This window comes from Serratia sp. CY74737 (assembly GCF_052166775.1).
GTDB lineage: Bacteria > Pseudomonadota > Gammaproteobacteria > Enterobacterales > Enterobacteriaceae > Serratia > Serratia ureilytica.
The window spans coordinates 1-22,902 of the sequence record NZ_JBJNOF010000015.1 but is presented as its reverse complement, the minus strand read 5'-3'; the positions used below and the strand labels follow the sequence as shown (position 1 = coordinate 22,902).

Annotated in this window: 23 protein-coding genes and 1 other annotated feature; of the genes, 2 read left to right on the top strand and 21 right to left on the bottom strand. The window is 56.4% G+C overall.

What is annotated here, in order from left to right:
• Positions 1-34 precede the first annotated feature (34 nt).
• The 20 genes from ACJ8PE_RS19830 to thrS form a co-directional block, all read right to left on the bottom strand.
• Positions 35-499: an NlpC/P60 family protein gene (locus tag ACJ8PE_RS19830; RefSeq protein ID WP_016927954.1), complete on the bottom strand. Its 465-nt coding sequence runs from the start codon at positions 497-499 to the stop codon at positions 35-37.
• Between the two features lie 176 nt (positions 500-675).
• Positions 676-1,068: a 4-amino-4-deoxy-L-arabinose-phosphoundecaprenol flippase subunit ArnF gene (gene arnF / locus ACJ8PE_RS19825; RefSeq protein ID WP_033642888.1), complete on the bottom strand. Its 393-nt coding sequence runs from the start codon at positions 1,066-1,068 to the stop codon at positions 676-678.
• A complete protein-coding gene (gene arnE / locus ACJ8PE_RS19820) occupies positions 1,065-1,409 on the bottom strand; it encodes a 4-amino-4-deoxy-L-arabinose-phosphoundecaprenol flippase subunit ArnE (RefSeq protein WP_033642887.1) in 345 nt (114 codons plus the stop codon). The genes arnF and arnE overlap by 4 nt, the downstream gene beginning before the upstream one ends.
• Entirely contained in the window at positions 1,406-3,070 is a 1,665-nt protein-coding gene (gene arnT, locus ACJ8PE_RS19815) for a lipid IV(A) 4-amino-4-deoxy-L-arabinosyltransferase (protein ID WP_197760034.1), read from the bottom strand. Before arnT ends, arnE begins: the two co-directional genes overlap by 4 nt.
• A complete protein-coding gene (gene arnD, locus ACJ8PE_RS19810) occupies positions 3,067-3,972 on the bottom strand; it encodes a 4-deoxy-4-formamido-L-arabinose-phosphoundecaprenol deformylase (RefSeq protein WP_033652453.1) in 906 nt (301 codons plus the stop codon). The genes arnT and arnD overlap by 4 nt, the downstream gene beginning before the upstream one ends.
• Positions 3,969-5,951, bottom strand: coding sequence for a bifunctional UDP-4-amino-4-deoxy-L-arabinose formyltransferase/UDP-glucuronic acid oxidase ArnA (gene arnA, locus ACJ8PE_RS19805; protein WP_033644264.1), 1,983 nt, complete (start codon positions 5,949-5,951; stop codon positions 3,969-3,971). Before arnA ends, arnD begins: the two co-directional genes overlap by 4 nt.
• The gene (arnC, locus tag ACJ8PE_RS19800; protein ID WP_197792919.1) at positions 5,951-6,931 is read right to left on the bottom strand and encodes an undecaprenyl-phosphate 4-deoxy-4-formamido-L-arabinose transferase; all 981 of its coding nucleotides are present in this window, start codon (positions 6,929-6,931) and stop codon (positions 5,951-5,953) included. The genes arnA and arnC overlap by 1 nt, the downstream gene beginning before the upstream one ends.
• Positions 6,918-8,072 carry a UDP-4-amino-4-deoxy-L-arabinose aminotransferase gene (gene arnB / locus ACJ8PE_RS19795; protein WP_197760032.1) on the bottom strand — a complete coding sequence of 385 codons (1,155 nt, stop codon included), beginning with the start codon at positions 8,070-8,072 and terminating at the stop codon, positions 6,918-6,920. Before arnB ends, arnC begins: the two co-directional genes overlap by 14 nt.
• Before the next feature lie 401 nt (positions 8,073-8,473).
• Positions 8,474-9,229, bottom strand: a complete 756-nt coding sequence (btuD, locus tag ACJ8PE_RS19790) for a vitamin B12 ABC transporter ATP-binding protein BtuD (protein ID WP_116286377.1) — start codon at positions 9,227-9,229, stop codon at positions 8,474-8,476.
• A gap of 5 nt (positions 9,230-9,234) precedes the next feature.
• Positions 9,235-9,786 carry a glutathione peroxidase gene (locus ACJ8PE_RS19785; protein WP_033642881.1) on the bottom strand — a complete coding sequence of 184 codons (552 nt, stop codon included), beginning with the start codon at positions 9,784-9,786 and terminating at the stop codon, positions 9,235-9,237.
• A 45-nt stretch (positions 9,787-9,831) separates the two neighbouring features.
• Entirely contained in the window at positions 9,832-10,839 is a 1,008-nt protein-coding gene (btuC, locus tag ACJ8PE_RS19780; RefSeq protein ID WP_033652456.1) for a vitamin B12 ABC transporter permease BtuC, read from the bottom strand.
• A gap of 179 nt (positions 10,840-11,018) precedes the next feature.
• Positions 11,019-11,423 carry a DUF2502 domain-containing protein gene (locus ACJ8PE_RS19775; RefSeq protein WP_033642879.1) on the bottom strand — a complete coding sequence of 135 codons (405 nt, stop codon included), beginning with the start codon at positions 11,421-11,423 and terminating at the stop codon, positions 11,019-11,021.
• Between the two features lie 550 nt (positions 11,424-11,973).
• Positions 11,974-12,270 (bottom strand): integration host factor subunit alpha, encoded by a 297-nt coding sequence (ihfA, locus tag ACJ8PE_RS19770; protein WP_004931414.1) that lies wholly within the window; start codon positions 12,268-12,270, stop codon positions 11,974-11,976.
• Positions 12,271-12,274: 4 nt separating this feature from the next.
• Entirely contained in the window at positions 12,275-14,662 is a 2,388-nt protein-coding gene (gene pheT, locus ACJ8PE_RS19765; protein ID WP_033642878.1) for a phenylalanine--tRNA ligase subunit beta, read from the bottom strand.
• 14 nt (positions 14,663-14,676) lie between these two features.
• The gene (pheS, locus tag ACJ8PE_RS19760; protein ID WP_004931416.1) at positions 14,677-15,660 is read right to left on the bottom strand and encodes a phenylalanine--tRNA ligase subunit alpha; all 984 of its coding nucleotides are present in this window, start codon (positions 15,658-15,660) and stop codon (positions 14,677-14,679) included.
• A gap of 187 nt (positions 15,661-15,847) precedes the next feature.
• Positions 15,848-15,970 (bottom strand) — a sequence feature (Phe leader region).
• On the bottom strand, positions 15,922-15,966 hold the full coding sequence (gene pheM, locus ACJ8PE_RS19755; RefSeq protein ID WP_121626058.1) for a pheST operon leader peptide PheM: 45 nt from the start codon (positions 15,964-15,966) through the stop codon (positions 15,922-15,924). It overlaps the preceding feature by 45 nt.
• A gap of 113 nt (positions 15,971-16,083) precedes the next feature.
• The gene (rplT, locus tag ACJ8PE_RS19750; RefSeq protein WP_004931417.1) at positions 16,084-16,440 is read right to left on the bottom strand and encodes a 50S ribosomal protein L20; all 357 of its coding nucleotides are present in this window, start codon (positions 16,438-16,440) and stop codon (positions 16,084-16,086) included.
• A gap of 43 nt (positions 16,441-16,483) precedes the next feature.
• Positions 16,484-16,681 carry a 50S ribosomal protein L35 gene (gene rpmI / locus ACJ8PE_RS19745; protein ID WP_004931418.1) on the bottom strand — a complete coding sequence of 66 codons (198 nt, stop codon included), beginning with the start codon at positions 16,679-16,681 and terminating at the stop codon, positions 16,484-16,486.
• Between the two features lie 98 nt (positions 16,682-16,779).
• Positions 16,780-17,331, bottom strand: a complete 552-nt coding sequence (infC, locus tag ACJ8PE_RS19740) for a translation initiation factor IF-3 (RefSeq protein WP_048233542.1) — start codon at positions 17,329-17,331, stop codon at positions 16,780-16,782.
• Positions 17,332-17,334: 3 nt separating this feature from the next.
• A complete protein-coding gene (gene thrS, locus ACJ8PE_RS19735) occupies positions 17,335-19,263 on the bottom strand; it encodes a threonine--tRNA ligase (RefSeq protein WP_004931421.1) in 1,929 nt (642 codons plus the stop codon).
• Between the two features lie 267 nt (positions 19,264-19,530).
• Here thrS and ACJ8PE_RS19730 point away from each other — a divergent pair, with 267 nt between their 5' ends.
• On the top strand, positions 19,531-20,238 hold the full coding sequence (locus ACJ8PE_RS19730; protein ID WP_442536855.1) for an SOS response-associated peptidase family protein: 708 nt from the start codon (positions 19,531-19,533) through the stop codon (positions 20,236-20,238).
• 255 nt (positions 20,239-20,493) lie between these two features.
• Positions 20,494-21,597, top strand: coding sequence for a hypothetical protein (locus ACJ8PE_RS19725; RefSeq protein WP_442536854.1), 1,104 nt, complete (start codon positions 20,494-20,496; stop codon positions 21,595-21,597).
• Positions 21,598-21,789: 192 nt separating this feature from the next.
• Here ACJ8PE_RS19725 and umuC read toward each other — a convergent pair.
• The coding region (umuC, locus tag ACJ8PE_RS19720) for a translesion error-prone DNA polymerase V subunit UmuC (protein WP_442536853.1) at positions 21,790-22,902 on the bottom strand (1,113 nt) is incomplete at its 5' end.

Sequence of the window (22,902 nt, the reverse complement as noted above, 5' to 3'; positions counted from 1 at the left end):
TGCCGCCATGATACACCAAATCAACGGGTTAAGGCTAAATGCGCCGCGCCTGCCAGTACACCCGTTTCCAGTAAACGTTATCGAGCGAGGAGCGGATCACCCCGCGGCTGGTCGAAGCGTGGATAAATTGGTCGTTGGTATCGTAAATGCCGACGTGCAGACCGTTCTCACCGCCGCCGGTTTTGAAAAACACCAGATCGCCCGGCATCAGTTCGTCGCGCGAGACCTTGGTGCCCAGCGAGGTTTGCTCTTCGGTCGAACGGGGCAGCTGCATATCGAAGCGATCGCGGAACGTGCGGTAAACAAAGCCGGAGCAATCCACGCCGCCGCGATCCAGGCCGCCGTAGCGGTATGGCGTGCCGTACCACTGGCGCAGTTGTTCATTGAGCTGAGCCACCACCACGATAGAATCCGCCAGGCGGCCGCTGGGTGGCGGCGCATGGCTGCTGCAACCGGCGAGGATTAAACTGGCTAATAAAAACCACACACGCATCCGCATAATATCCCTTCATTGAACACGTTGCCGCATTATGCCATTCGGTACACCACTACACTGCCTGCGAGGCAAAGCCGGCACCACGTAAGGAAAGCGCTATTTCGCGTTAATTTATCTCCCGCACGGGGAAAAAGGCAAGCGCCATGAGGGAGATAATAGCAGGATCGCCGGTTTTGGCCCTATTGCGGCGATTTGGTCTCGGATTTGCTGTTAATCAGCCAGACGCCGAACAGAATAAACAGCGTGCCCAACGTTTTCAGCAGCGTAGCGGATTCGTTAAACCACGGCAGGATCACCGCCGCCAGGTAAACCAGCGCATAGCTGACGCTCAGCAGAGGATAAGCGCGGTTTAACGGCAGATGGCGCAGCGCAAAGAACCAACACAGCATCGACAGCGCATAGCCAAAGATGCCGCCGCCCACCGCCAGCAGCGGCAGCCAGTAGTCGCCGATCAGCGTCAGCGAGACGTCGGCGAACGACATCAGCGGGATCTGAACCATGCCCCACTTCATCAGCAACTGCGCCAGCGTCACCAGCAGTACGCTGGCGGCGCCCCAGGCATAGCCCTTCATGAATGCACGCTCATCAGCAGGATCCCCAGCATAATCGACGCCACGCCACACCAATGGCGCGCGGTCGTCGGCTCATGAAACAGCCAGCGCGCGGCCAGCGTCACCATCACGAAGTTAAGGCTGAGCATCGGGTAAGCCAGGCTGAGCGGCAGGCGTTGCAGCACATTGAGCCACACCGCCATGCCCAGCCCCAGCAACAGCACCGCCAGCGCCAGCCAACGCAGCGTCTGCTTGAGCCGCGCCTCGTCCGCCCGTTCCCAGCAGTGCGCCGCCTGCTTCTGGCACAGCTGCCCACCACAGGTGAGCAGACTGACCACTATCACCAACAGAAAACCGATCATGGTTGCTGTTTATACCACATCAGCACCAGACGGTTCATGCGATCCACCTTATCTGCGGCAGGCAGTTCCTGCGGCAGCGCTTCGCCGCGGGAGAGCTGCAACACCAGCGACACATTCCCCTGCTTGCGCGCCTGCGCCAGCCACTGCGGGAAGTCGGCGTCGCTGATCAGGTGCCCTTTGGCGTCCGGATACTCCAGACCATAGGCCACCTCGCCTTTCTGGCTGTACATCAGCACGTCGCTGCGCTTGAGTTCCCAGGCCAGGCCGGCCGCCACCCCAACGCTGTCGGTCAGCACGTAACGGCTGTCGCCCAGTTCGGCCATCGTGGCGCGGGCGAAGTTCTGCGGCAGTTTGGAATCGGTCACCTGCTGCGGAATCGCGTAACCGATCACCAGGCACAGCAGCACCGGGCAAGCGGCCGCCCAACGCCATTGGCGGCCGTTATCGCGCGCGGAGACCAGCGCGAACAGCAGCCAACCGCCGAACGCAATCAGGCCGAGCACCACTTTCGGCCACTCCTGCGGAGTAAACAGATGCGCTTTCGGCAGCAGGCCGGAGCTCAACACCACCAGCGCCACGATGCCAATCAGCCCGAACAGGCCGTTCAGCCAGGCGTTGGCCTTAAACAGCCTGGCGCGCAGGGTGGCGGCGTAGTCTTCCGCATAGGCGGTCATCAGCAGCGCCAGCGGCGCCATGCAAGGCAGAATATAGGTCGGCAGCTTGCCTTTGGCGATGCTGAAGAAGATCAGCGGCATCATCGCCCAGCTCAGCAGGAAGAACAGCTCCGGGCGCTGCACGCGTTCGCGCCAACCTTTGAGCAGCGCGCCGGGCAGCAGCGCCAGCCACGGCAACACCGCCGCCAGCAGGATCGGCAGGTAATACCAGAACGGCGCCTTGTGCTGGGCGTTATCTTCGGCGAAGCGCTGAATGTGTTCGACCCAGAAGAAGTAATTCCAGAAATCGGGCTCACGTTGCGCGATCGCCAGCGCCCACGGCAGGCTGAGCAACGTGGCGGTCACGATCGCCACCGGGCCGTAGCACAGCAGATCCTTGATGCGACGTTGCTGAATGACAATCGGGATCACCGCGATCACCGGCACCGCCAGCGCCAGGAAGCCCTTGGTCATAAAGCCCATGCCGCAGGCCAAGCCCAGCAAGGCGTAGGCGCCCAGCTTGCCTTTGACCGAGGTGGCTTTCAGCGTCAGGTAATAGCTGACCATCGCCGCCGCCAGCCACAGCGAAATCATCGGATCCAGCACGCTGTAGGTGCCGATGCTGAACACCAGCACCATCGACAGGAACATCAGCGCCGCCAGGCTGGCGCGGCGCGCATTGCGCCACATCAGCATCGCCAGCGCGAACACCAGCAGCGCGGTCATGCCGGTGCTGAACACCGAGCCGAAACGCACCGCAAAGTTGTTTTCCCCGAACAGCCACTGGCTGATGTTATTGAACCAGTATCCCGCTACCGGCTTCTCGAAATAGCGCAGCCCCAGCAGGTGCGGCACCACCCAATCGCCGCGTTGCAGCATTTCACGGCTGATCTCGGCATAACGCGTTTCATCCGGCTGCCACAGCAGGCGACCGTTAAGCGGGATCAGATAGACCAGAGCAAAAAAAACGGCCAGCAGAATGGCCCAGGATCCTTTTAGCGCCTTCATGTAACGTCCTTCACATCGGTTTGACAGCCCAGCCAACCTTCGCGGCCGGGGAAAGGAGCGCGCTTGATGCGGCCCAACGGCAGTGACGCCAAATCTTGCGGTAACAGCGCGCTCAGCGGACAGAATTCGATGCCCTGCTGCCGTGCGCGTTGCAATAACTGTTCGAACATCGCCGCTTGCGACATGCCTTCCACTTCGGTGTGAATGGTGTACACCGGTACGCCGCGATCGTTCTCGATGGCGCGCAGAATGTAGTCGTTGAAGTCGGCCATGCTGACTTCGCTGCCGATCACTTCGTCGAAGGTCGGCAACGTCACCGGGATCTGCACCGTACCGTGACGCCCGTCGCTCAGCACCGGACGGAACGGATGGGTGCCGCGGCAATCGCTGTTGTAATGGAAGCCGAAGCGCTGCTTGACCTCCAGCACGCGCGTGTCGGCACGCCACCCTGCTACGGCGGAGCATTTCACCGGCTGGCCGGTGCTGGCGCTCAGGGCATCGACGCCCCGCTGCACCTGTTCGGTCAGCTGCGCCTCGCTCCATTTGCCGACGTTGGCCTGCCATCCCTGGTGATCCCAGGCGTGCAGCCCGACTTCATGGCCGGCTTCGGCGGTGCGCTTCATCAGCGGCCCCAGCGCGCGTGAAATGTTGCGCCCCGGCCACGCGGTGCCGGCCAGCAGAATATCCAGACCGTACAGCGAAGCGGCGTTCGAGCGCAGCATTTTCCACAGAAATTTCGGACGCAAAAGGCGCCAAAGATGGCGCCCCATGTTGTCCGGTCCCACGCTGAAGAAGAAGCTGGCCTGAATGTCGTACTTTTCGAACAGGTCCAGCAACTGCGGCACCCCTTCACGGGTGCCGCTGAAGGTATCTACATCAACCCGCAGACCGACTTTCTTCATGCATCGTTCCCTTCCTGAACGGTAGTGCGCAGGAAGTAGTCCAGCGTATCGGCGACGGTTTGCTTCATCTCGATGGTCGGCTGCCAGCCCAGCAGGCGGCGCGCGTTCTTGATGCTCGGCGTGCGGTGCTCGACGTCCTGGTAACCTTTACCGTAGTAGCTGCTGCTCTCCACGTCCTTGAAGCCGGCAAACGGCGGGAAGCGGTCGCGCAGCGGGTGGTTGTTGAAGCTTTCCAGCAGCATTTCCGCCAGCTCGCGAATGCTCGCTTCGTTGGTCGGGTTGCCGATGTTGACGATCTGACCGTCGCAAAGGCCGTCGCGGTTCTCAATGATGCGGAACAGCGCTTCGATGCCGTCGTTGATGTCGGTGAAGCAACGCTTCTGTGCGCCGCCGTCCATCAGTTTGATCGGCGAACCTTCTACCAGGTTGAGGATCAGCTGGGTGATGGCGCGGGAAGAACCGATGCGCGCGGCGTCCAGGTTATCCAGACGCGGCCCCATCCAGTTGAACGGACGGAACAGCGTGAACTTCAGGCCTTCTTTGGCGCCGTAAGCCCAGATCACCCGATCCAGCAGCTGTTTGGAGACCGAGTAGATCCAGCGTTGTTTGTTGATTGGCCCGACGATCAGACGCGAATGGTCTTCATCGAACTCTTTGTCGTCGCACATGCCGTACACTTCTGAGGTGGACGGGAAGATGATGCGCTTGTTGTATTTCACGCAGTCGCGAACGATCTTCAGGTTCTCTTCGAAGTCCAGCTCGAACACGCGCAGCGGGTTGCGGGTGTATTCGATCGGCGTCGCGATCGCCACCAGCGGCAGCACCACGTCGCATTTCTTGATGTGATACTCGATCCACTCGGAGTGGATGCTGATGTCGCCTTCCACGAAATGGAAACGCGGGTTGTCGAGGAAGCGGCTGATGGCGTCAGAGCCGATATCCAGGCCGTAGATGTCGTAGCGATCGTCGCGCAGCAGGCGCTCGGTCAGGTGGTTGCCGATGAAACCGTTGACCCCGAGGATCAGCACGCGGGTGCGGCGTTTCATCACGGCGTTCGGCTTGGCGGCCAGACGCACGTCGGTGACGATGCCCATTTCCTGCGCCAGGCGGCTGCCCTGCACGTACAGGCCACTTTCGTTCTGCCCGGCGACGATTTCCAGCGCGCCTTCGCCACAGGCGATGACCAACGGGGCGGTGCTCAGCACGGTGCCCGGTTGTTTATCGTGTTGGGTATCCAGCACGCGGGAACGCCAGACGATCAGCTTGCGCTGGCCGAGGTAGCTGAATGCCCCCGGGTACGGTTCAGTGACGGCGCGCACCAGGTTGTTGATCTCTTTGGCGGATTTGTGCCACAAGATCTCGCCGTCCGCCGCGGTGCGGCGCCCGAAGTAGCTGGCCTGAGACTCATCCTGCTTGGTAAAAGTGGCGGTGCCGTTCTTCAGCTTCGGCAGCTGCTCTTTCAACACGGCCTGTGCGGCTTCCAGCACTTTTTTGTGCAGCGTCAGCGCGGTGTCGTTGTCGGCAATAGCCACTTTCTGCTGGCCCACAATGTCGCCGGCGTCAGGGCGTTTCACCATTTTGTGCAGGGTGGCGCCGGTTTCGGTTTCGCCATTCACCAACGCCCAGTTCACCGGCGCGCGGCCACGGTAGCGCGGCAGCAGCGAACCATGCAGGTTGAAACCGCCCAACGGGGCCAGCGACAAGATCTCGTCGCTCAGCATGTGACGGTAGTAGAACGAGAAGATCACGTCCGGCTGCAGTTCGCGAATGCGATCAACCCACAGCGGGTGGTTCACGTCTTCCGGCGCATAGACCGGCAGATCCAATTCGGCGCCCAAACGGGCCACGGAGGAGAAGAAGTTGTTCTCACCTGGGTCGTCGGTGTGCGTGAACACAGCCTGCACGTCATAACCCGCCTCAGTCAGCGCTTTCAGACCTGCGCAGCCAATATCATGGTAAGCAAATACAATAGCTTTCATCATTCTTCTTCCTGAGTATTGTGGTCTTGCTGTACGCCGACCACTTTCTGAACAAAATAGCGAGGACGTGCGCGCACGTCGGTATAGATGCGGCCGATGTATTCACCCAGTAGCCCCATGCCGACAAACTGGGCGCCGATAAAGGTGAACAGGACGGCGAAAAGCGTGAACACGCCGCCGGCGGCCCATTCAGGACCGAGCAGCAGACGCAGCGCGATCAACACCAGCGCCAACACGAACCCGGACAGCGCTACGATGCTGCCGACCACGCTGAGCAAACGCAGCGGCGTAGTGGTCAGACAGGTGATCAGGTCATACATCAGGTTGATCAGCTTCATCAGGCTGTATTTGGAGTCGCCGAACTCGCGCTCGGCGTGACGCACGTCGATCTCGGTCGTGCGACGGGCGAAGGTATTCGCCAGGATCGGGATGAAGGTGCTGCGCTCATGACAGTGCAGCATCGCCTCAACGATATGACGACGGTAGGCGCGCAGCATGCAGCCGTAGTCCCCCATCGATTTGCCGGTGGCGCGTTGAATCATCATGTTGATTACGCGCGAAGCGCTTTTGCGGAACCAGGAGTCCTGACGGTTAGCGCGCACGGTGCCCACCACGTCATAGCCCTCTTCCGCCACGCTGACCAGCCGAGGGATTTCCTCCGGCGGGTTCTGCAGATCGGCGTCAAGGGTAATCACCAGATCGCCGGTCACCTGATTGAAACCGGCCATGATCGCCGAATGCTGGCCATAGTTGCGGTTAAGCAGGACGGCAATCACGTGACTGTCCGGCTTTTCGGCCGCCGCGGTCAGCATGTCAGCGGAGTTGTCGCTGCTGCCATCGTCGACGAGAATGATTTCATAAGGTTGGGATAACTGCTTACAGGCGGCGGTAGTGCGCTCCAGCAACGCAGGCAGGCTTTCCTGCTCGTTGTATACCGGGATGACTATCGACACTTTTTTGATCAGTTCAACGCGAGACACGTAAAGACTCCACAACAGAAGACAAGGCATTGACCACGCGATCCACATCGGCGTCGGTCATATCAGGGAATAGCGGTAAGGTGCACAGCCGCGCCGAGTTCCATTCGGTATTCGGCAACGACAGCTGCGGATAGCGCTCACGGTAGAATTTCTGGGTGTGCGCGGCACGGAAATGCAGCCCGGTGCCGATGCCAACCTCTTTCAGGCGCTCCATCAGCTGGTCGCGATCGAGGCCGCAGCACTCGGGATCGACGCGCACCATAAACAGGTGCCAGGCGTGGTCATGCGGATAATCCGGCACGCCCAACGGCTGGAACGGCGAGCCTTCCAGCGCGCTCAGGTAGCGCTGCGCCAGCGCCTTACGGCGCGCGTTCAGCTCCGCGAAGCGCGACAGTTGCACCACGGCGATCGCCGCGTGAATGTCGGACAAGTTGTATTTGTACCCCGGCTCCACCACTTCGGCCTGCGGTTTGCGGCCAAGCTGCTGGCGATCGAAGGCATCGACGGCCAGGCCGTGGAACTTCAGGCAACGCAGGCGATCCGCCAGCGCATCGTCGTCGGTGGCGATCAGGCCGCCTTCGGCGCAGGTCACGTTCTTAATCGCGTGGAACGAGAAAATCGCCGTGCCGCGCGCGCCGACCCATTCGCCGTTGTAACGCGTGCCGACCGCATGGGCGGCGTCTTCGATCAGCGGCAGACGATAGCGTTCGGCCACGGCGCGCAAAGCGTCCATCTGCAGGGGGGCGCCGGCATAATGCACCGGAACAATCGCTTTGGTTTTCGGGGTGATGGCAGCCTCAACGTCGGCGGCGCTGACCATCAAGGTCTCACGGTCAACGTCGATCATCACCGGCGTAGCGCCCAGCAGTTCGATCATGTTGAGGGTGGAAACCCAGGTTTGGGAAGGGGTGATGACTTCATCGCCGGGCCCCACGCCCAGCGCCATCAAAGTGATGTGCATGCCCGCTGTGGCGGAACTGACGGCGATGGCGTGCTTACAGCCGAAGGTGGAACAGAAGTCGCTTTCCAGTTGCTGATTTTGCGGGCCGGTGGTGATCCAACCGGAACGCAACACTTTCTCTACCGCGGCGATTTCTTCGTCGCCGATGGCTGGACGAGAGAAAGGTAAAAATTGATCCATAGTTAACCCCAAACGTATCGGACTGCTTTTGATGACACTATAAATCCCTTTCGTTTAACGAATATTAAACGCCAGAGAAGAATCGTTTCCGTGGATTAACTGCCAATGTAAGGCCGCAAGCTTAACTAAACCTTAAGACGAGACTTGTCATCAGTGGGAGAACTGATAGGAAGGTGCCGTCATCATTAATATAATTTTATTATGTAAATCAATTTCTTATATTTTTTAATAATTACTTACGTATTTTATTTTTGCCGAATCAAGCGTAGCACGTCATCGACGTTTTTCAAGAAAATCGGTATGAAAATGAGAGACCGCACAATATTCGCCGATGCTTATCTGACTATTTATATTCACTGTGTTTAGTTTCCGTTTACGTTGCGCCCCGCCGACTGGGTTAATTAAGCCGTGCGGGTCATGATCCAACGCTGGTCCCCTACCCATTGCAGCTGGAAATCCACTTCATAAATCTGCGACAGCAGCGCGGGCGCCATCACTTCACGCGTGACGCCCTGCGCTACCAGCCGGCCGGCATGCAGCAACCAAACCCGATCGGCCTGCTGCAGGGTGTGATTCAGATCGTGCGCGCATACCAGCGCGCTGCGCCCGCTCTGGCAGAATTCGCGCAGCAGGCGATCCAGCGCGACTTTCTGCGCCACATCCAGGCTGTTGGTCGGCTCATCCAGCAACAACAGGCGGCTGTGCGGATTGACGCTGGGCCACACCTGCAGCAAGACCGCCGCCAGCCGCACCCGTTGCCATTCTCCTCCAGAAAGCTGCGTCAGCATGCGTGACAGCTTATCCACCAGCTTCAACCGCCGGCACAGATAGAGGATGGCGTGCTCCACATCGGTTTGCGCCGCCGCCGCAGGCCGGTGCAGCGCCAAATACTGAAACACCGGCATCAGCGACACCGGCGGCTGTTGCTGGCTTAGGTAACCGCGCCGGGATGCCAGTTCGCTCCCCGGATAATCGGAGAGCGCGCGTCCGTCCAGACGAACCTCGCCCAGCCCCGGCAGCATGCCCGCCACCCGCGCCAGCAGAGTGCTCTTCCCGGCGCCGTTTGGGCCGATCAGGTGAACCTGCAACCCGCCGTCAATCTGTGCCGAAAAAGGCGCCAGGCGCCCCGCCACCCCAACCTCAACGAGTTGCAGCATTCGTCTTACCCTGCCAGCGCTTGTTTCACCGCCGCCACCAGCGCCGGATCTTCCGGCGTGGTGTCCGGCGAGAAGCGCTGGATCACCGTGCCGTCGCGCGCGATGAGGAATTTCTCGAAGTTCCACAAAATATCGCCGGCGTGCTTCGGCGCACGCCCTTTGCTGGTCATCCGCGCCAGGAACTCGCTGCCCTGCGGCGCGACAGCAGCCGGCTGCGCGGCAATCAGCGCCTGATACAGCGGATGACGGTGTTCGCCGTTCACCTCAATCTTGGCGAACATCGGGAATTGCACGCCGAAAGTGCCGCGGCAAAATGCCAGGATCTCTTCGTTGCTGCCCGGCTCCTGCCCCAGGAATTCATTGGACGGGAACCCCAGCACTTCCAGCCCCCGATCGCGATAGGTTTCGTACAGCGCTTCCAGCCCTTCATATTGCTTTGTCAGGCCGCACTCCGAGGCCACGTTGACCACCAGCAGCACTTTGCCCTGATAGGCCCCCAGCGTGGTAGCCTGATTTTCGATGGTCTGTAACGGCAGGTTATAAATTGGATTGCTCATCGGTTGTCATCCTGTAGTTTTTTAATGGCAGGTGAATGAAGAAAACTACCTTACGCCTTTTGCCCGGGTCAGTAACCAGATAAATAGCGGCGCTCCCAGCGTAGCGGTCACCACGCCGATCGGCAGTTCGGCCGCCAGCAGCGCAACGCGGGCAATCACATCGGCCACCAGCAACACGCCGGCCCCCGCCAGCGCGCAGGCCGGCAACAGATAGCGTTGGTCGGTCAGGCCGGTGAGACGCAAAATATGCGGGATCACCAGCCCGACGAAGCCGATCACCCCGGCGAGCGCCACGCTGACACCCACCAGCCAGCCGATCGCCAGCACCAGCAGGTTGCGCCACAGATGCAGCGACAGCCCGAGCTGCCGCGCCTGCACCTCGCCCAGCGCCATCAGGTTAAGCGCTCGCCCCTGGCCACACAGCCACAGCAGCACCGGCAGCAGCGCCAACACCAGCCACTTTTGGCGCCAGTCGACGCCGCCGAAGCCCCCCATCATCCAGTACATCAACTGCCGCAGATCGAGACTGGTGCTGAAATAGACCGCCCAGGTCATCAGCGCGCTGCACACGATGCCCAGCGCCACTCCCACCAGCAACAGCCGCGCATTGGTCAGGCGGCGCCGGCGAGCGAAGCCCAGCAGCAAGAACGTCATCGCCAGCGCGCCTGCTATCGCGGCGGCGCTCATCAGCGCTACCGGCAGCAGACCGTGGCCCAGCAGCACCGTCAGCACCAGCGCGACGCCGGCGCCGTTCGCCACCCCCAGCAGGCCAGGTTCCGCCAACGGGTTTTCAAACAGCGCCTGCATCACCGCCCCGGCTACCGCCAGGGCTGCGCCGACCAACATCACCGCCAGCGCCCGCGGCAATCGCAGTTGCCAGACGAACAGCTGCGCCCGATCGCTGAACCATTCTGACGGCCATATCCATCGATCGCCGGCGCAAAGGCTAAACAACAATGCCAGCACCACGCCCAGCGCCAACAGAATGACCTGGCGTTTATCGCGGTAACGTTGATGTTGCAACAGTAAGGTGAAGGTACGGCTGGTTGGCATGGCGCGGCGATTCCCTGCCGGCCGCTGTCGTGGCCGGATAATTGACGTCTGAGTCAAATATTAGGGGGTTAACGCCGCAAGGGGAAGCCTTGCGTAAGCGATGGCACAGGAAAGCAGCGGCTGGCTCTGCCCGTCATCGCCAGGATGATGGCAAAACCAGCCGCCGATAAACTCAGGGGTTAACGATGCTGACCGGGGTTGCCCTGCGGATAAGGCCGGCCGCGGCCGTCATCGCGCCGGTCATGGTCGCCGCGATCGTCATGATCACGATTATCGCGATCGCCGTGGAAAGGATTGCCGCTGCGCGCCGGCTCGCGATGCTCATAGCCGCGCGGCGGCGAAGGCTGCCAGCGCCCGCCGTCCCAGTACAGGCCGCGCGCATTGCGCTCCCCCAAACCGCGGCCCTGGTGTGCATGCCACCATTGCGGGGGACGCCAGTCGTAGCCATCCCAGTAGTAACCACGGCGGTCCTGATCCCCCAAATGCAGGGAAACGCCCGGCACGTTGATATCGACGGAGACATCGGCCTGTGCCGCCAGCGGCAGCAACAGAGGGAAACACACCAGCAACAGAATCTTTTTCATTTTGCCTTCTCACTCTATTTTTCTTGCTGCAGTGGTTATATCAGTGCGCTTATTTAGCGACTATCTCACCGGTGCCTATTTTCAGATCGTTTTCGACGGCCTTACACAATCCCGACACTGTTTGCCGACGTCTTTAATTATTATTGCCTCTGCCAAGGCTTAACGAATAACTGATATCGCTTAAGCGGCGCGACAATGATAATTAAACGGATCCCCACCGGAGGATAATAAGATGATTAAACGACTCGGTATGCTGCTGGCCGTGGTCGCCCTGGCCTCAACCCTTAGCGCCTGTTGCTGGGGCCCTCACGGAGGCGGCGGCCACCGTGGCGATGGCCCTGGCCATTATTACGGCCGTTATTGAAGTGAGAAATAAAAGCCACGCATTACATGAAATAAGATATAAGAATATTCCGCAATTAAGGACAATGATTTTCGCCGTGCCGACTTAACGGCTCAATGAAGTCATGTCTATCGATTAGGAATAAACTGAATTTTGTCCCAGAAAAGAAAAAGGCCGCGCAAGCGGCCTTTTTTGATGTCACGTCACTCACCCTTTCGGGCTGGCGTTTTCTACCCGGCTTTTCAGCTTCTGCCCCGGACGGAAGGTCACCACGCGGCGCGCCGTAATCGGAATGTCTTCGCCGGTCTTCGGGTTACGCCCCGGACGTTGGTTCTTGTCACGCAGATCAAAGTTGCCAAAACCCGACAGTTTTACCTGTTCGCCATTCTCAAGGGCCCGACGGACCTCTTCAAAGAACAGTTCCACCAGGTCTTTGGCGTCCCGTTTGCTAAGCCCAAGCTTCTCAAACAGGTGTTCTGACATTTCAGCTTTAGTAAGCGCCATAGGTTCAATCCCTCAAGGATGCTTGGAATCGCTGTTTTAGAGCCTCTACGCATTTTGCAACGGTAGCGGCTATCTCCTCTTCTTCCAGTGTACGAGCGGTATCCTGCAATACCAGACTGATAGCCAGGCTCTTGTCACCTTCTGCCACGCCCTTGCCACGGTACACGTCAAACAAGTTTACGCCAACTACCTGATTTGCGCCAACTTTCTTACACTCGGCCAAAATATCTTCTGCGGGGACGTTTTCAGCCACCACAATGGCGATATCACGGCGGTTTGCCGGGAAGCGCGAAATCTCCCGCGCCTGAGGCACGGCGCGGCTCGCAAGCTTGTTCCACTCCAGTTCAAACACCACGGTGCGGCCGTTAAGATCCAGTTTACGTTCAAGTTCCGGGTGAACCACACCGATGAAACCAACGCGTTCGCCGTGCAAATAAATCGCCGCACTTTGCCCTGGATGCAGGGCCGGATTGGCTTCTGCCCGGAACTGAATTTCGGATAATTTACCGGTCAGCTCGAGGACAGACTCCAGATCCCCTTTTAAATCATAGAAGTCGACGGGCTTGCGCGCCAGATCCCAATGTTCATCGTGCGTATGGCCGGCGATCACGCCCGCCAGCATGACGTCCTGACGGATACCCAGATCTGCCGCACTATCAGGCACAAAGCGCAGGCCGCTTTCGAACAGGCGCAGGCGCGTCTGCTGACGGTTCTGGTTATACACCACCGCAGACAGCAGGCCGGTCCACAACGACAGACGCATCGCCGACATTTCGACCGAAATCGGGCTTGGCAGGATCAGCGCTTCTTCATTCGGGTGCAGCAGCGCCTGCACTTTCGGATCGACGAAGCTGTAGGTGATCGCTTCCTGATAACCGTGATCGACCAGCATGGTCTTCACGCGCTTGAGCGTCAGATCGGCTTCGCGATGCTGGGTCATCACCAAATCGGCGCGCACCGGTACATCCGGAATGTTGTCGTAGCCGTAAACGCGCGCCACTTCTTCCACCAGATCCTCTTCGATCTCCATATCGAAACGCCAGCTCGGTGCGACCGCTTGCCAGCTGTCGCCCTGTTCGGTCACCTGGCAACCCAGACGGCGCAGAATGTCGCTGACCTGCTCGCTCGGCACCACGTGGCCGATCAGGCGATCCAGCTTCTCGCGGCGCAGCGTGATGGTGGCGCGTTTCGGCAGTTCATTCTCGTGAGTCACGTCGATAATCGGGCCTGCCTGGCCGCCGCAGATGTCGAGCAGCAGGCGCGTGGCGCGCTCCATGGCTTTGTACTGCAGCGCCGGATCGACGCCGCGCTCATAGCGGTGAGAAGCATCGGTGTGCAGGCCGTGACGGCGGGCGCGGCCGGTGATCGACAGCGGGCTGAAGAAAGCGCACTCCAGCAGCACGTCCTGGGTTTCGCCGTTGACGCCGGAATGCTCGCCGCCGAAGATACCGCCCATCGCCAATGCTTTTTGGTGATCGGCGATCACTAAGGTGTCGGCGTTCAGTTTGGCTTCGTTGCCGTCCAGCAGCGTCAAGGTTTCCCCTTCTTCCGCCATGCGCACCACGATACCGCCGTCGATGCGGCTCAGATCGAAAGCGTGCATCGGCTGGCCAAGTTCCAACAGCACATAGTTGGTGACGTCGACGACGGCATCGATAGAACGGATACCGCAACGACGCAGTTTTTCACGCATCCACAGCGGGCTTGGCGCCTTCACGTTGATGCCTTTGACCACGCGGCCCAGATAACGCGGGCACGCCTGCGGTGCATCAACGCGGATCGGCAGCGTGGCGTCAATCGTCGCGGGCACCGGGCTCATGTCCGGCTCGGTCAGCGCAACCTGGTTCAGTACGCCTACGTCACGCGCGACGCCGATGATGCCCAGGCAGTCGGCGCGGTTCGGGGTGACGCTGATCTCGATGGTGTTGTCGTTCAGTTTCAGATAGTCACGGATGTCGGTGCCGATCGGCGCATCCAGCGGCAGTTCGATAATGCCGTCATGATCGTCAGAAATGCCCAGCTCGGAGAACGAACACAGCATGCCTTCCGAAGGTTCGCCGCGCAGTTTGGCGGCCTTGATTTTGAAATCGCCCGGCAACACCGCGCCCACGGTGGCAACCGCCACTTTCAGGCCGGTGCGGCAGTTCGGCGCGCCGCAGACGATGTCGAGCAAGCGATCGCCGCCCACGTTAACTTTAGTGACGCGCAGTTTATCGGCGTTCGGGTGCTGACCGCACTCGACAACCTCACCCACCACGACGCCGTTAAACGCGCCGGCAACCGGATCCACGCCGTCCACTTCCAAACCGGCCATGGTGATTTGATCGGATAATGCTTCGCTGCTGATGGCCGGGTTTACCCACTCGCGCAACCAGAGTTCACTGAATTTCATGTGATATTCCCGCCTTACTTAAACTGTTTGAGGAAACGCAGATCGTTTTCGAAGAATGCGCGCAGGTCGGTGACGCCGTAACGCAGCATCGTCAGGCGCTCCATGCCCATACCAAAGGCGAAGCCGGAGTAAACTTCTGGATCGATGCCCACGTTGCGCAGCACGTTCGGATGCACCATGCCGCAGCCCAGCACTTCCAGCCATTTACCGTTTTTGCCCATCACGTCCACTTCGGCGGACGGCTCGGTGAACGGGAAGTAGGACGGACGGAAACGAACCTGCAGGTCTTCTTCAAAGAAGTTATTCAGGAAATCGTGCAGCGTGCCCTTTAGGTTGGTGAAGCTGATGTCTTTATCGACGATCAGCCCTTCCATCTGGTGGAACATCGGGGTGTGAGTCTGATCGTAGTCGTTACGATAAACGCGGCCCGGCGCAATGATGCGGATTGGTGGCTGCTGGTTCTTCATGGTGCGGATCTGCACGCCGGAGGTCTGAGTGCGCAGCAGGCGCGTAGCGTCGAACCAGAAAGTATCGTGGTCGGCGCGCGCCGGGTGATGCCCTGGAATGTTCAGCGCGTCGAAGTTATGGTAATCGTCTTCAATCTCCGGGCCGGTAGCGACGGAGAAGCCCAGCTCGCCGAAGAAGGTTTCGATGCGGTCGATGGTGCGGGTCACCGGGTGCAGGCCGCCGTTTTCCATGCGACGGCCCGGCAGGGAGACGTCGATGGTTTCAGCCGCCAGGCGCGCGTTCAGCGCTGCGCTTTCCAGCGCGTTCTTGCGCGCGTTCAGGGCGTCTTGCACCTCTTGCTTGGCCTGGTTGATCACCGCGCCGGCCGCCGGACGGTCTTCCGCCGGTACGTCGCGCAGAGACTGCATCTGCAAGGTGAAATGACCTTTCTTGCCAAAATATTCGACGCGCACCAAATCTAACGCGGCAACATCCTGGGCATCTTCTACGGCTGCCTTGGCATTGGCAACCAGCTCTGCGAGATGTGGCATTGCTTTCCTCTTCCTCTGGCCGGGATGGCCCTAAGTAATTGTTATCTATTATTCGAACACGCCTTTGAGCAATCTTCAAAGACTTTTCAATGCGTTGCCGGCCAGGCGGCTCGCCTGCGCGGCGCAGGGCCGGCTGAGTACCCGCCGTTCTCACCGCAACGCTTTGCAAGGCGGGACGATGGCCAAAAACAAAAAAGCCTCCACGAGGGAGGCTTAGGCGCTACTTTTCGTTTCTTTTCTTACGCGCAAAGCCTCCTGAAATCAGGCGCTAAAGTAAAAAAAGAAACGAAAAATAGCTGCGTGCATGATTGCGGTACCTTGTCGATGATTGTCCACCAGTGATATAGCGGCGGGCAATGAAAGTCAATATTTGTCGCTGAAAACAAAGATTAAAAGAGGGAGCAAGCTCCCTCTTCTACTGACTTACGCCAGAGCTGCTTTCGCTTTCTCAACCAGTGCGCCGAAGGCCACTTTGTCGAAGACTGCGATGTCAGCCAGGATCTTACGGTCAATTTCGATCGAGGCTTTTTTCAGGCCGTTGATGAACTTGCTGTAAGACAGACCGTTCTGACGAGCAGCTGCGTTGATACGTGCAATCCACAGCTGACGGAACTGACGCTTACGTTGACGACGGTCACGGTAAGCATACTGACCTGCTTTGATTACTGCCTGGAAGGCAACACGATATACGCGCGAACGGGCACCGTAGTAACCTTTCGCCTGCTTCATGATTTTCTTGTGACGTGCGCGTGCAATTACACCACGTTTTACGCGAGCCATATGCTCTCTCCTAAAGTCTTATTCTAAATTCAAAAAAAATGGCTTATGCGTACGGCAGGCACGCGGTAACCAGGACCAGATCGTTTTTAGACACCATGCCTTTCGGACGCAGGTGACGTTTACGCTTGGTTGCTTTTTTGGTCAGAATATGACGCAGGTTGGCATGTTTACGCTTAAAACCACCGCTGCCGGTTTTTTTGAAGCGCTTGGCTGCACCACGTACAGTTTTAATCTTTGGCATTTTAATTAAATCCACTTCGCATTGTTAAACAACGAATCAGTTGGGCGAATAAAACCCACACAGCGCAAGCGCCGCGCGGGTTCCATTACTTGTAAGCCTTACTGTTTCTTCTTAGGAGCGAGCACCATAATCATCTGGCGGCCTTCGATCTTCGTAGGGAAGGATTCGACCACTGCCAGATCCATATCTTCACACAGGTCTTTACGGACGCGGTTAAGCACTTCCATGCCGATCTGCTGGTGCGCCATCTCACGCCCGCGGAAACGCAGGGTGATTTTGGCTTTATCGCCATCTTCCAGAAAGCGAATCAGGTTGCGTAGTTTGACCTGATAGTCGCCATCATCGGTGCCAGGACGGAATTTGATTTCCTTAACCTGGATAACTTTTTGCTTCTTCTTCTGTTCTTTCGTCGACTTGCTCTTCTCGTAGAGGAATTTGCCGTAATCCATGATTCGGCAAACTGGCGGTTCGGCATTTGGGCTGATTTCTACTAAATCAACGCCCGCTTCCTCAGCTTTTTCAAGAGCTTCATTCAGACTGACAATACCAATCTGCTCGCCATCGACGCCGGTTAGGCGAACTTCTTGCGCGCGAATTTCTCTGTTAATGCGATTAGGACGCGCCGGTTGAACTCGTTTTCCGCCTTTAATACTTTATTCCTCCAGTTGATGAAGACTACGGCTGCGAATCTCTTTCAGCAGCTTGTCTACGACTTCGTTTACGTCCAGGCTTCCCAAGTCTTTGCCACGGCGGGTACGAACGGCAACTTTGCCTGCTTCGACCTCTTTGTCACCGCACACCAACATGTAAGGGACTCGACGTAAAGTATGTTCGCGAATTTTAAAGCCAATCTTCTCATTTCTCAAGTCCGCTTTCACGCGAATACCTGCATCCTGCAGTTTTTTGGTCAATTGCTGGACGTAATCAGACTGGCTGTCGGTGATATTCATCACCACCACCTGCACCGGAGCGATCCAGGTCGGGTAGAACCCGGCATATTCTTCGGTAAGGATACCGATGAAGCGTTCCATGGAGCCCAAAATGGCGCGGTGAATCATTACCGGCACGACGCGATCGTTGTTTTCGCCAACGTACGATGCGCCCAAACGGCCCGGCAAGAAGAAATCGAGCTGCACGGTACCACATTGCCATGCGCGATCCAAACAATCATGCAGGGTAAATTCAATTTTCGGTCCGTAGAAGGCGCCCTCGCCCGGCTGGTACTCGAACGGAATGCCGTTCTCGGTCAGCGCGGCGGCCAGGTCTTCTTCTGCACGGGTCCACATGTCGTCGGTGCCGATACGTTTTTCCGGACGCGTGGACAGCTTGACGGCGATCTTGTCGAAGCCGAAAGTGCCGTACACGTCATAGACCATGCGAATGCATTCGTTCACTTCGGCGCGCACCTGCTCTTCGGTACAGAAGATGTGGGCGTCATCCTGCGTGAAGCCGCGCACGCGCATCAGGCCGTGCAGGGAACCCGAAGGCTCGTTGCGGTGGCAGCTGCCGAATTCGCCCATGCGCAGCGGCAAATCGCGGTACGACTTCAGGCCCTGGTTGAAGATCTGCACGTGACCCGGGCAGTTCATCGGCTTGATGCAGTATTCGCGGTTTTCCGACGCGGTGGTGAACATGGCGTCTTTGTAGTTTTCCCAGTGGCCGGTTTTTTCCCACAGCACGCGGTCCATCATGAACGGACCTTTCACTTCCTGGTACTGGTACTCTTTGAGCTTCATGCGCACGAAGGCTTCCAGCTCGCGGAAGATAGTCCAACCGTCGTTGTGCCAGAACACCATGCCCGGCGCTTCTTCCTGCATATGATACAGGTCGAGCTGTTTGCCGATCTTGCGGTGATCGCGCTTGGCCGCTTCTTCCAGGCGTTGCAGGTAGGCGTTCAGCTGCTTCTTGTCTGCCCAGGCGGTACCGTAGATACGCTGCAGCATTTTGTTTTTGCTGTCGCCGCGCCAGTAAGCGCCGGACGTTTTCTGCAGTTTGAAATGGTGGCAGAAACGCATGTTCGGCACGTGCGGACCGCGGCACATGTCGATGTATTCTTCGTGGTGATACAGGCCCGGACGATCGTCATGGCTGATGTTCTCATCCAGGATCGCCACTTTATAGATTTCGCCGCGCTCAGCGAAGGTGTCGCGGGCTTCTTGCCAGCTGACCTTCTTCTTGATGACGTCGTAATCCTTATCGGCCAACTCGTGCATCCGCTTTTCCAGCAGATCCAGGTCTTCCTGCGTCAGGGTGCGGTCGATATCCACGTCATAATAGAAACCGTTGTCGATCACCGGACCGATCGCCATTTTGGTATCCGGCCACAGCTGCTTGATCGCATGACCCAGCAGGTGCGCGCAGGAGTGGCGCATGATTTCCAGACCGTCTTCGTCTTTGATGGTGATGATGGCCAGCTGCGCATCTGATTCGATCAGATCGCCGGCGTCGACCAGCTCGCCGTTGACGCGGCCGGCGATACAGGCTTTCGCCAGGCCAGGGCCGATATCGCGCGCGACATCCATCGGGGAAACGGGGTGGTCGAAATGACGCTGACTTCCGTCAGGAAGGGTAATAACAGGCATTAATAATTCCTTATCTACAGTGGTGACCCACACGACAGATCACATGAAGAAATACAATATTGTTTAACTACATGATGTTATCGACGCTATCCAGCTTTACCCTGCCAGATATGTACACTCATATGTACACAATTTGAAATGTACTATGTTGTTACGCCATAACGGGATGAGTAGTCTATCACTAGAGAAAGGCCATCATCTACAAGAGGATTTACAAACCCTCCCCTCGTCTATACTTCCACTATCCTTCTCTAAAGGGATATCAGTATGTGTGGCCGTTTTGCTCAAATTCAAACTCGTGCAGATTATCTAGATGTTCTGGCATCCGATCTAGAATTTGCCGGCGCATTGGATAACGTGCCGATTGCACGTTACAACGTGGCGCCAGGCACTCGCGTACTGATATTGAATCAGCGTAACGACAAGCTACACCTTGATCCTGTTTACTGGGGGTATGGCCCTGATTGGTGGCGTGAAATGAAGCGTCAGCCGGTTATCAATGCTCGCGTTGAAACAGCCGCCACCAGCAGAATGTTCAAGCCGTTATGGAATCACGGTCGCGCGCTGGTGATGGCAGATGGCTGGTACGAGTGGAAGAAAGACAAGCACGACGCCAAAGTAAAGCAACCCTATTTCATCTATCACGAATCAAAAGCACCTATATTTTTCGCCGCGATAAGCCGCCATCATCCCGATGCTAAAGAGCCTCCTGATGATGACGGTTTTGTCATCGTGACCAGCGCCAGCGATTCGGGCCTGCTCGATATTCATGACCGCCGGCCTGTCGTTCTGCCGCCAGCAGCTGCACGGGAGTGGATAAGTCCGGACACTACATCCTCGAGAGCGGAAGAGCTCGCAAACGAAGCGTCAACTCCTCCCGATGATTTCGCCTGGCATCCTGTAGGAAAATCAGTCGGCAATATAAACAATGATAGCGTCGATCTGGTTAAGTGTATTAGCGTAAGCATGTCCTGACACAACTACGACATAGTACTTAAACTAACGGGTCTTGCTGAATTCATCTGTCCTTGTTAATGCAAAATTGCATTAGTAAAGGGAGAATTAGTGCTATGATCAACATCACCAATCTGTTTGGTTCGAGATCGAATGTGGTAATTTATCAGATTGCACAATCCAAACTAATGTTTCTATAATTAATCAGCCACTCGAAACAGGAAGCTAGAGTTATCAAACTAGCTCAGATCACATTAAACCTTTAGGTGTATAATAATGACACTCCGTGATGTTTTTGACGAATATATTAAACTCATACACAGCATGGCATATGAGAAATCCAAATCCATTGGAAAAACCATTGATGAACCAAGCTTTATAAGCTCATTTGTTGAAAACCACAAGACACTGGAAGAACTTTTAAACAAAAATCACTCTCAAAAATACTATATAATCGACGCGGTTTATACCCATCAAACGCCAAAAGTAACACCTGCCAAAAGTAAAATGTCTGTAGAAATTGCAGATCTATTAATAATTAATACTCATCATTCTGCATCCCAGCCGAATACGGTAGGCAATGCAATGTTGTTTCAGGCCAAACGACACTCTTCACCTAAGACAGGTTCTCTTGCGGCAGAAAATGAGAAAACACAATTCCATCTATATAAGAAATGGCCTAAATTCACCTTCAAAAACCGAAAATTTCATTTTAATGGCTCAGGTTACAAATGGGATTTCAATTTAAAAAAAGATACAGCCCTAGAGCATTCAAAATACATTGTAATATACGACGGCGAAATATCCACCAGTCAATCAGGTCAGTTGAGCCAACAATTTATGAATGCGAAATTTATTGACAACTCCCCCTGGAATAGCTCAGCATGTGAGAGTTCAAAGAACCAACCCAGTCAGGGGTTAACCTGCGAGGAAAGTTTCTCAGCAACACTCGAAAAAATAATATTAGGGACTAACGGTAGACATTTTGATACAAGTGAAAATGTTGCAAACGACCATTGGTCTAATTTTATACAAGGAATGATGGGATTAGCAGTCGGTGGGGTTTATACGTACAAACTTTTAAGGCAAAACATAATAAAAGGAAATAGGTTTAGATCAATATCATCTTCTTTCTTATATAACACCGCTGAGTTAGTCTTAAGACATGAGAGGAATAAAATTCATAACCTCACTAATCACCCCATAGAAAACAAGCCGTCGTTCTATTATACTAAAATAGTGCTTAATTCCATGGATAGTAGCAATAGCATGTCACCTCCAGCAATCGGTGATGACATTGCCGTTATGATGCCACCTTCTCACCCGCCAATGTTAATAATCAACTCTTTTGATAAAGAAGAATTCGATAGGAATGGATAAATCAAAAATTATCCTCACATGAAGATTTACTGGTTTTTATAATAGAAACTTAGGTTATAACTTAATAGTAATAGTCAGGCCGGAAAGTGAGGCATCTAATCCGGCCTAAATAGAGAAATTTGGCAAGGCTGCTTGTAAGGCACTTCCCTCTCGATAATACATTATGTGAAAATAGAGTCACACCCTACCGATTTAATAAACCCGAGCGCGCGGCAGATCACTAAGCCGTGTAGTGTATGCCGGTGACAGTAGCTCACGTTTCATTGACCAAGCCTGATGCGCTCCTTGACCAGCGAACCACAGTTTCGCCCTACCCGAATTGTTGATCCGATCAAGCACTCCCATCAGTTGCTCACTGTTATGCCGTGGTTTGCACTCATCGAATAGCCCTAACTGAGCCACGCCTTGACTGTAAAAATCCTGCAGCATCACCCCGCCTTTTTGATACCGATGACCGGGTTGCCAAATCGCATCAAGGCAACGCATAGCCGCGGCGATAATGTCGCGAGTATCCTGTGTGGGTACGCTCAGTTTTATGCTTGCGGTGTTGCCGTAGTATTCCTCATTGATGGCAAATGGGCTGGTTTTGAGCCACGCGCTGACATGCCGGCAATACTGATGCTCCTCCCTCAGCTTCTCCGCTGCACGCGTCGCGTACATGCAAATAGCCTGATGCATCTGGTCATACTCGGTGATCCGGTCACCGAAGCTGCGGCTGCAGATGATTTGCTGTTTTGTCGGCGCAAACTCCTCCAGCTCGAGACAAGGCTGACCACGTAGCTCACGCACCGTTCGCTCAATGACAACGCTGAAATGCTTGCGGATCATCGCAGTGCTTGCATCGGCCAGCTGCAGTGCGGTTTCAATCCCCATCATGTTGAGCTTTTTCGAGATTCGGCGTCCGATACCCCAAACCTCCTCTACAGGCACCAGCCCCATCAATTTACGCTGGCGCCCTTCGTTGGATAGATCCACCACCCCGCCAGTCTTTTCCCACTTCTTCGCCGCGAAGTTTGCCAGCTTGGCCAACGTCTTGGTTTGGGCCATACCAACGCCCACAGTTAACCCAGTGTTGCGCAGTACCTTGGCCCTCACCTGACGACCGAAAGTATCCAGATCAATGCAGTTACGAACGCCAGTCAGGTCAAGGAAACTTTCGTCAATTGAATACACTTCCACGCGAGGTGCCATCTCTTCTAAAACAGCCATCACACGCTGAGACATGTCGGCGTATAGCTCATAGTTGCTGCTGAACGCGATGCCCCCTGCGCGCTCAAATTCCCGCTTAATTTTGAAATAGGGTTC

Coding starts and splice junctions, on each gene's coding strand:
- ACJ8PE_RS19830 (WP_016927954.1), bottom strand. CDS start 499: ATGCGGATGCGTGTGTGGTTTTTATTAGCCAGTTTAATCCTCGCCGGT.
- arnF (WP_033642888.1), bottom strand. CDS start 1,068: ATGAAGGGCTATGCCTGGGGCGCCGCCAGCGTACTGCTGGTGACGCTG.
- arnE (WP_033642887.1), bottom strand. CDS start 1,409: ATGATCGGTTTTCTGTTGGTGATAGTGGTCAGTCTGCTCACCTGTGGT.
- arnT (WP_197760034.1), bottom strand. CDS start 3,070: ATGAAGGCGCTAAAAGGATCCTGGGCCATTCTGCTGGCCGTTTTTTTT.
- arnD (WP_033652453.1), bottom strand. CDS start 3,972: ATGAAGAAAGTCGGTCTGCGGGTTGATGTAGATACCTTCAGCGGCACC.
- arnA (WP_033644264.1), bottom strand. CDS start 5,951: ATGAAAGCTATTGTATTTGCTTACCATGATATTGGCTGCGCAGGTCTG.
- arnB (WP_197760032.1), bottom strand. CDS start 8,072: ATGGATCAATTTTTACCTTTCTCTCGTCCAGCCATCGGCGACGAAGAA.
- btuD (WP_116286377.1), bottom strand. CDS start 9,229: ATGCTGCAACTCGTTGAGGTTGGGGTGGCGGGGCGCCTGGCGCCTTTT.
- ACJ8PE_RS19785 (WP_033642881.1), bottom strand. CDS start 9,786: ATGAGCAATCCAATTTATAACCTGCCGTTACAGACCATCGAAAATCAG.
- btuC (WP_033652456.1), bottom strand. CDS start 10,839: ATGCCAACCAGCCGTACCTTCACCTTACTGTTGCAACATCAACGTTAC.
- ACJ8PE_RS19775 (WP_033642879.1), bottom strand. CDS start 11,423: ATGAAAAAGATTCTGTTGCTGGTGTGTTTCCCTCTGTTGCTGCCGCTG.
- ihfA (WP_004931414.1), bottom strand. CDS start 12,270: ATGGCGCTTACTAAAGCTGAAATGTCAGAACACCTGTTTGAGAAGCTT.
- pheT (WP_033642878.1), bottom strand. CDS start 14,662: ATGAAATTCAGTGAACTCTGGTTGCGCGAGTGGGTAAACCCGGCCATC.
- pheS (WP_004931416.1), bottom strand. CDS start 15,660: ATGCCACATCTCGCAGAGCTGGTTGCCAATGCCAAGGCAGCCGTAGAA.
- rplT (WP_004931417.1), bottom strand. CDS start 16,440: ATGGCTCGCGTAAAACGTGGTGTAATTGCACGCGCACGTCACAAGAAA.
- rpmI (WP_004931418.1), bottom strand. CDS start 16,681: ATGCCAAAGATTAAAACTGTACGTGGTGCAGCCAAGCGCTTCAAAAAA.
- thrS (WP_004931421.1), bottom strand. CDS start 19,263: ATGCCTGTTATTACCCTTCCTGACGGAAGTCAGCGTCATTTCGACCAC.
- ACJ8PE_RS19730 (WP_442536855.1), top strand. CDS start 19,531: ATGTGTGGCCGTTTTGCTCAAATTCAAACTCGTGCAGATTATCTAGAT.
- ACJ8PE_RS19725 (WP_442536854.1), top strand. CDS start 20,494: ATGACACTCCGTGATGTTTTTGACGAATATATTAAACTCATACACAGC.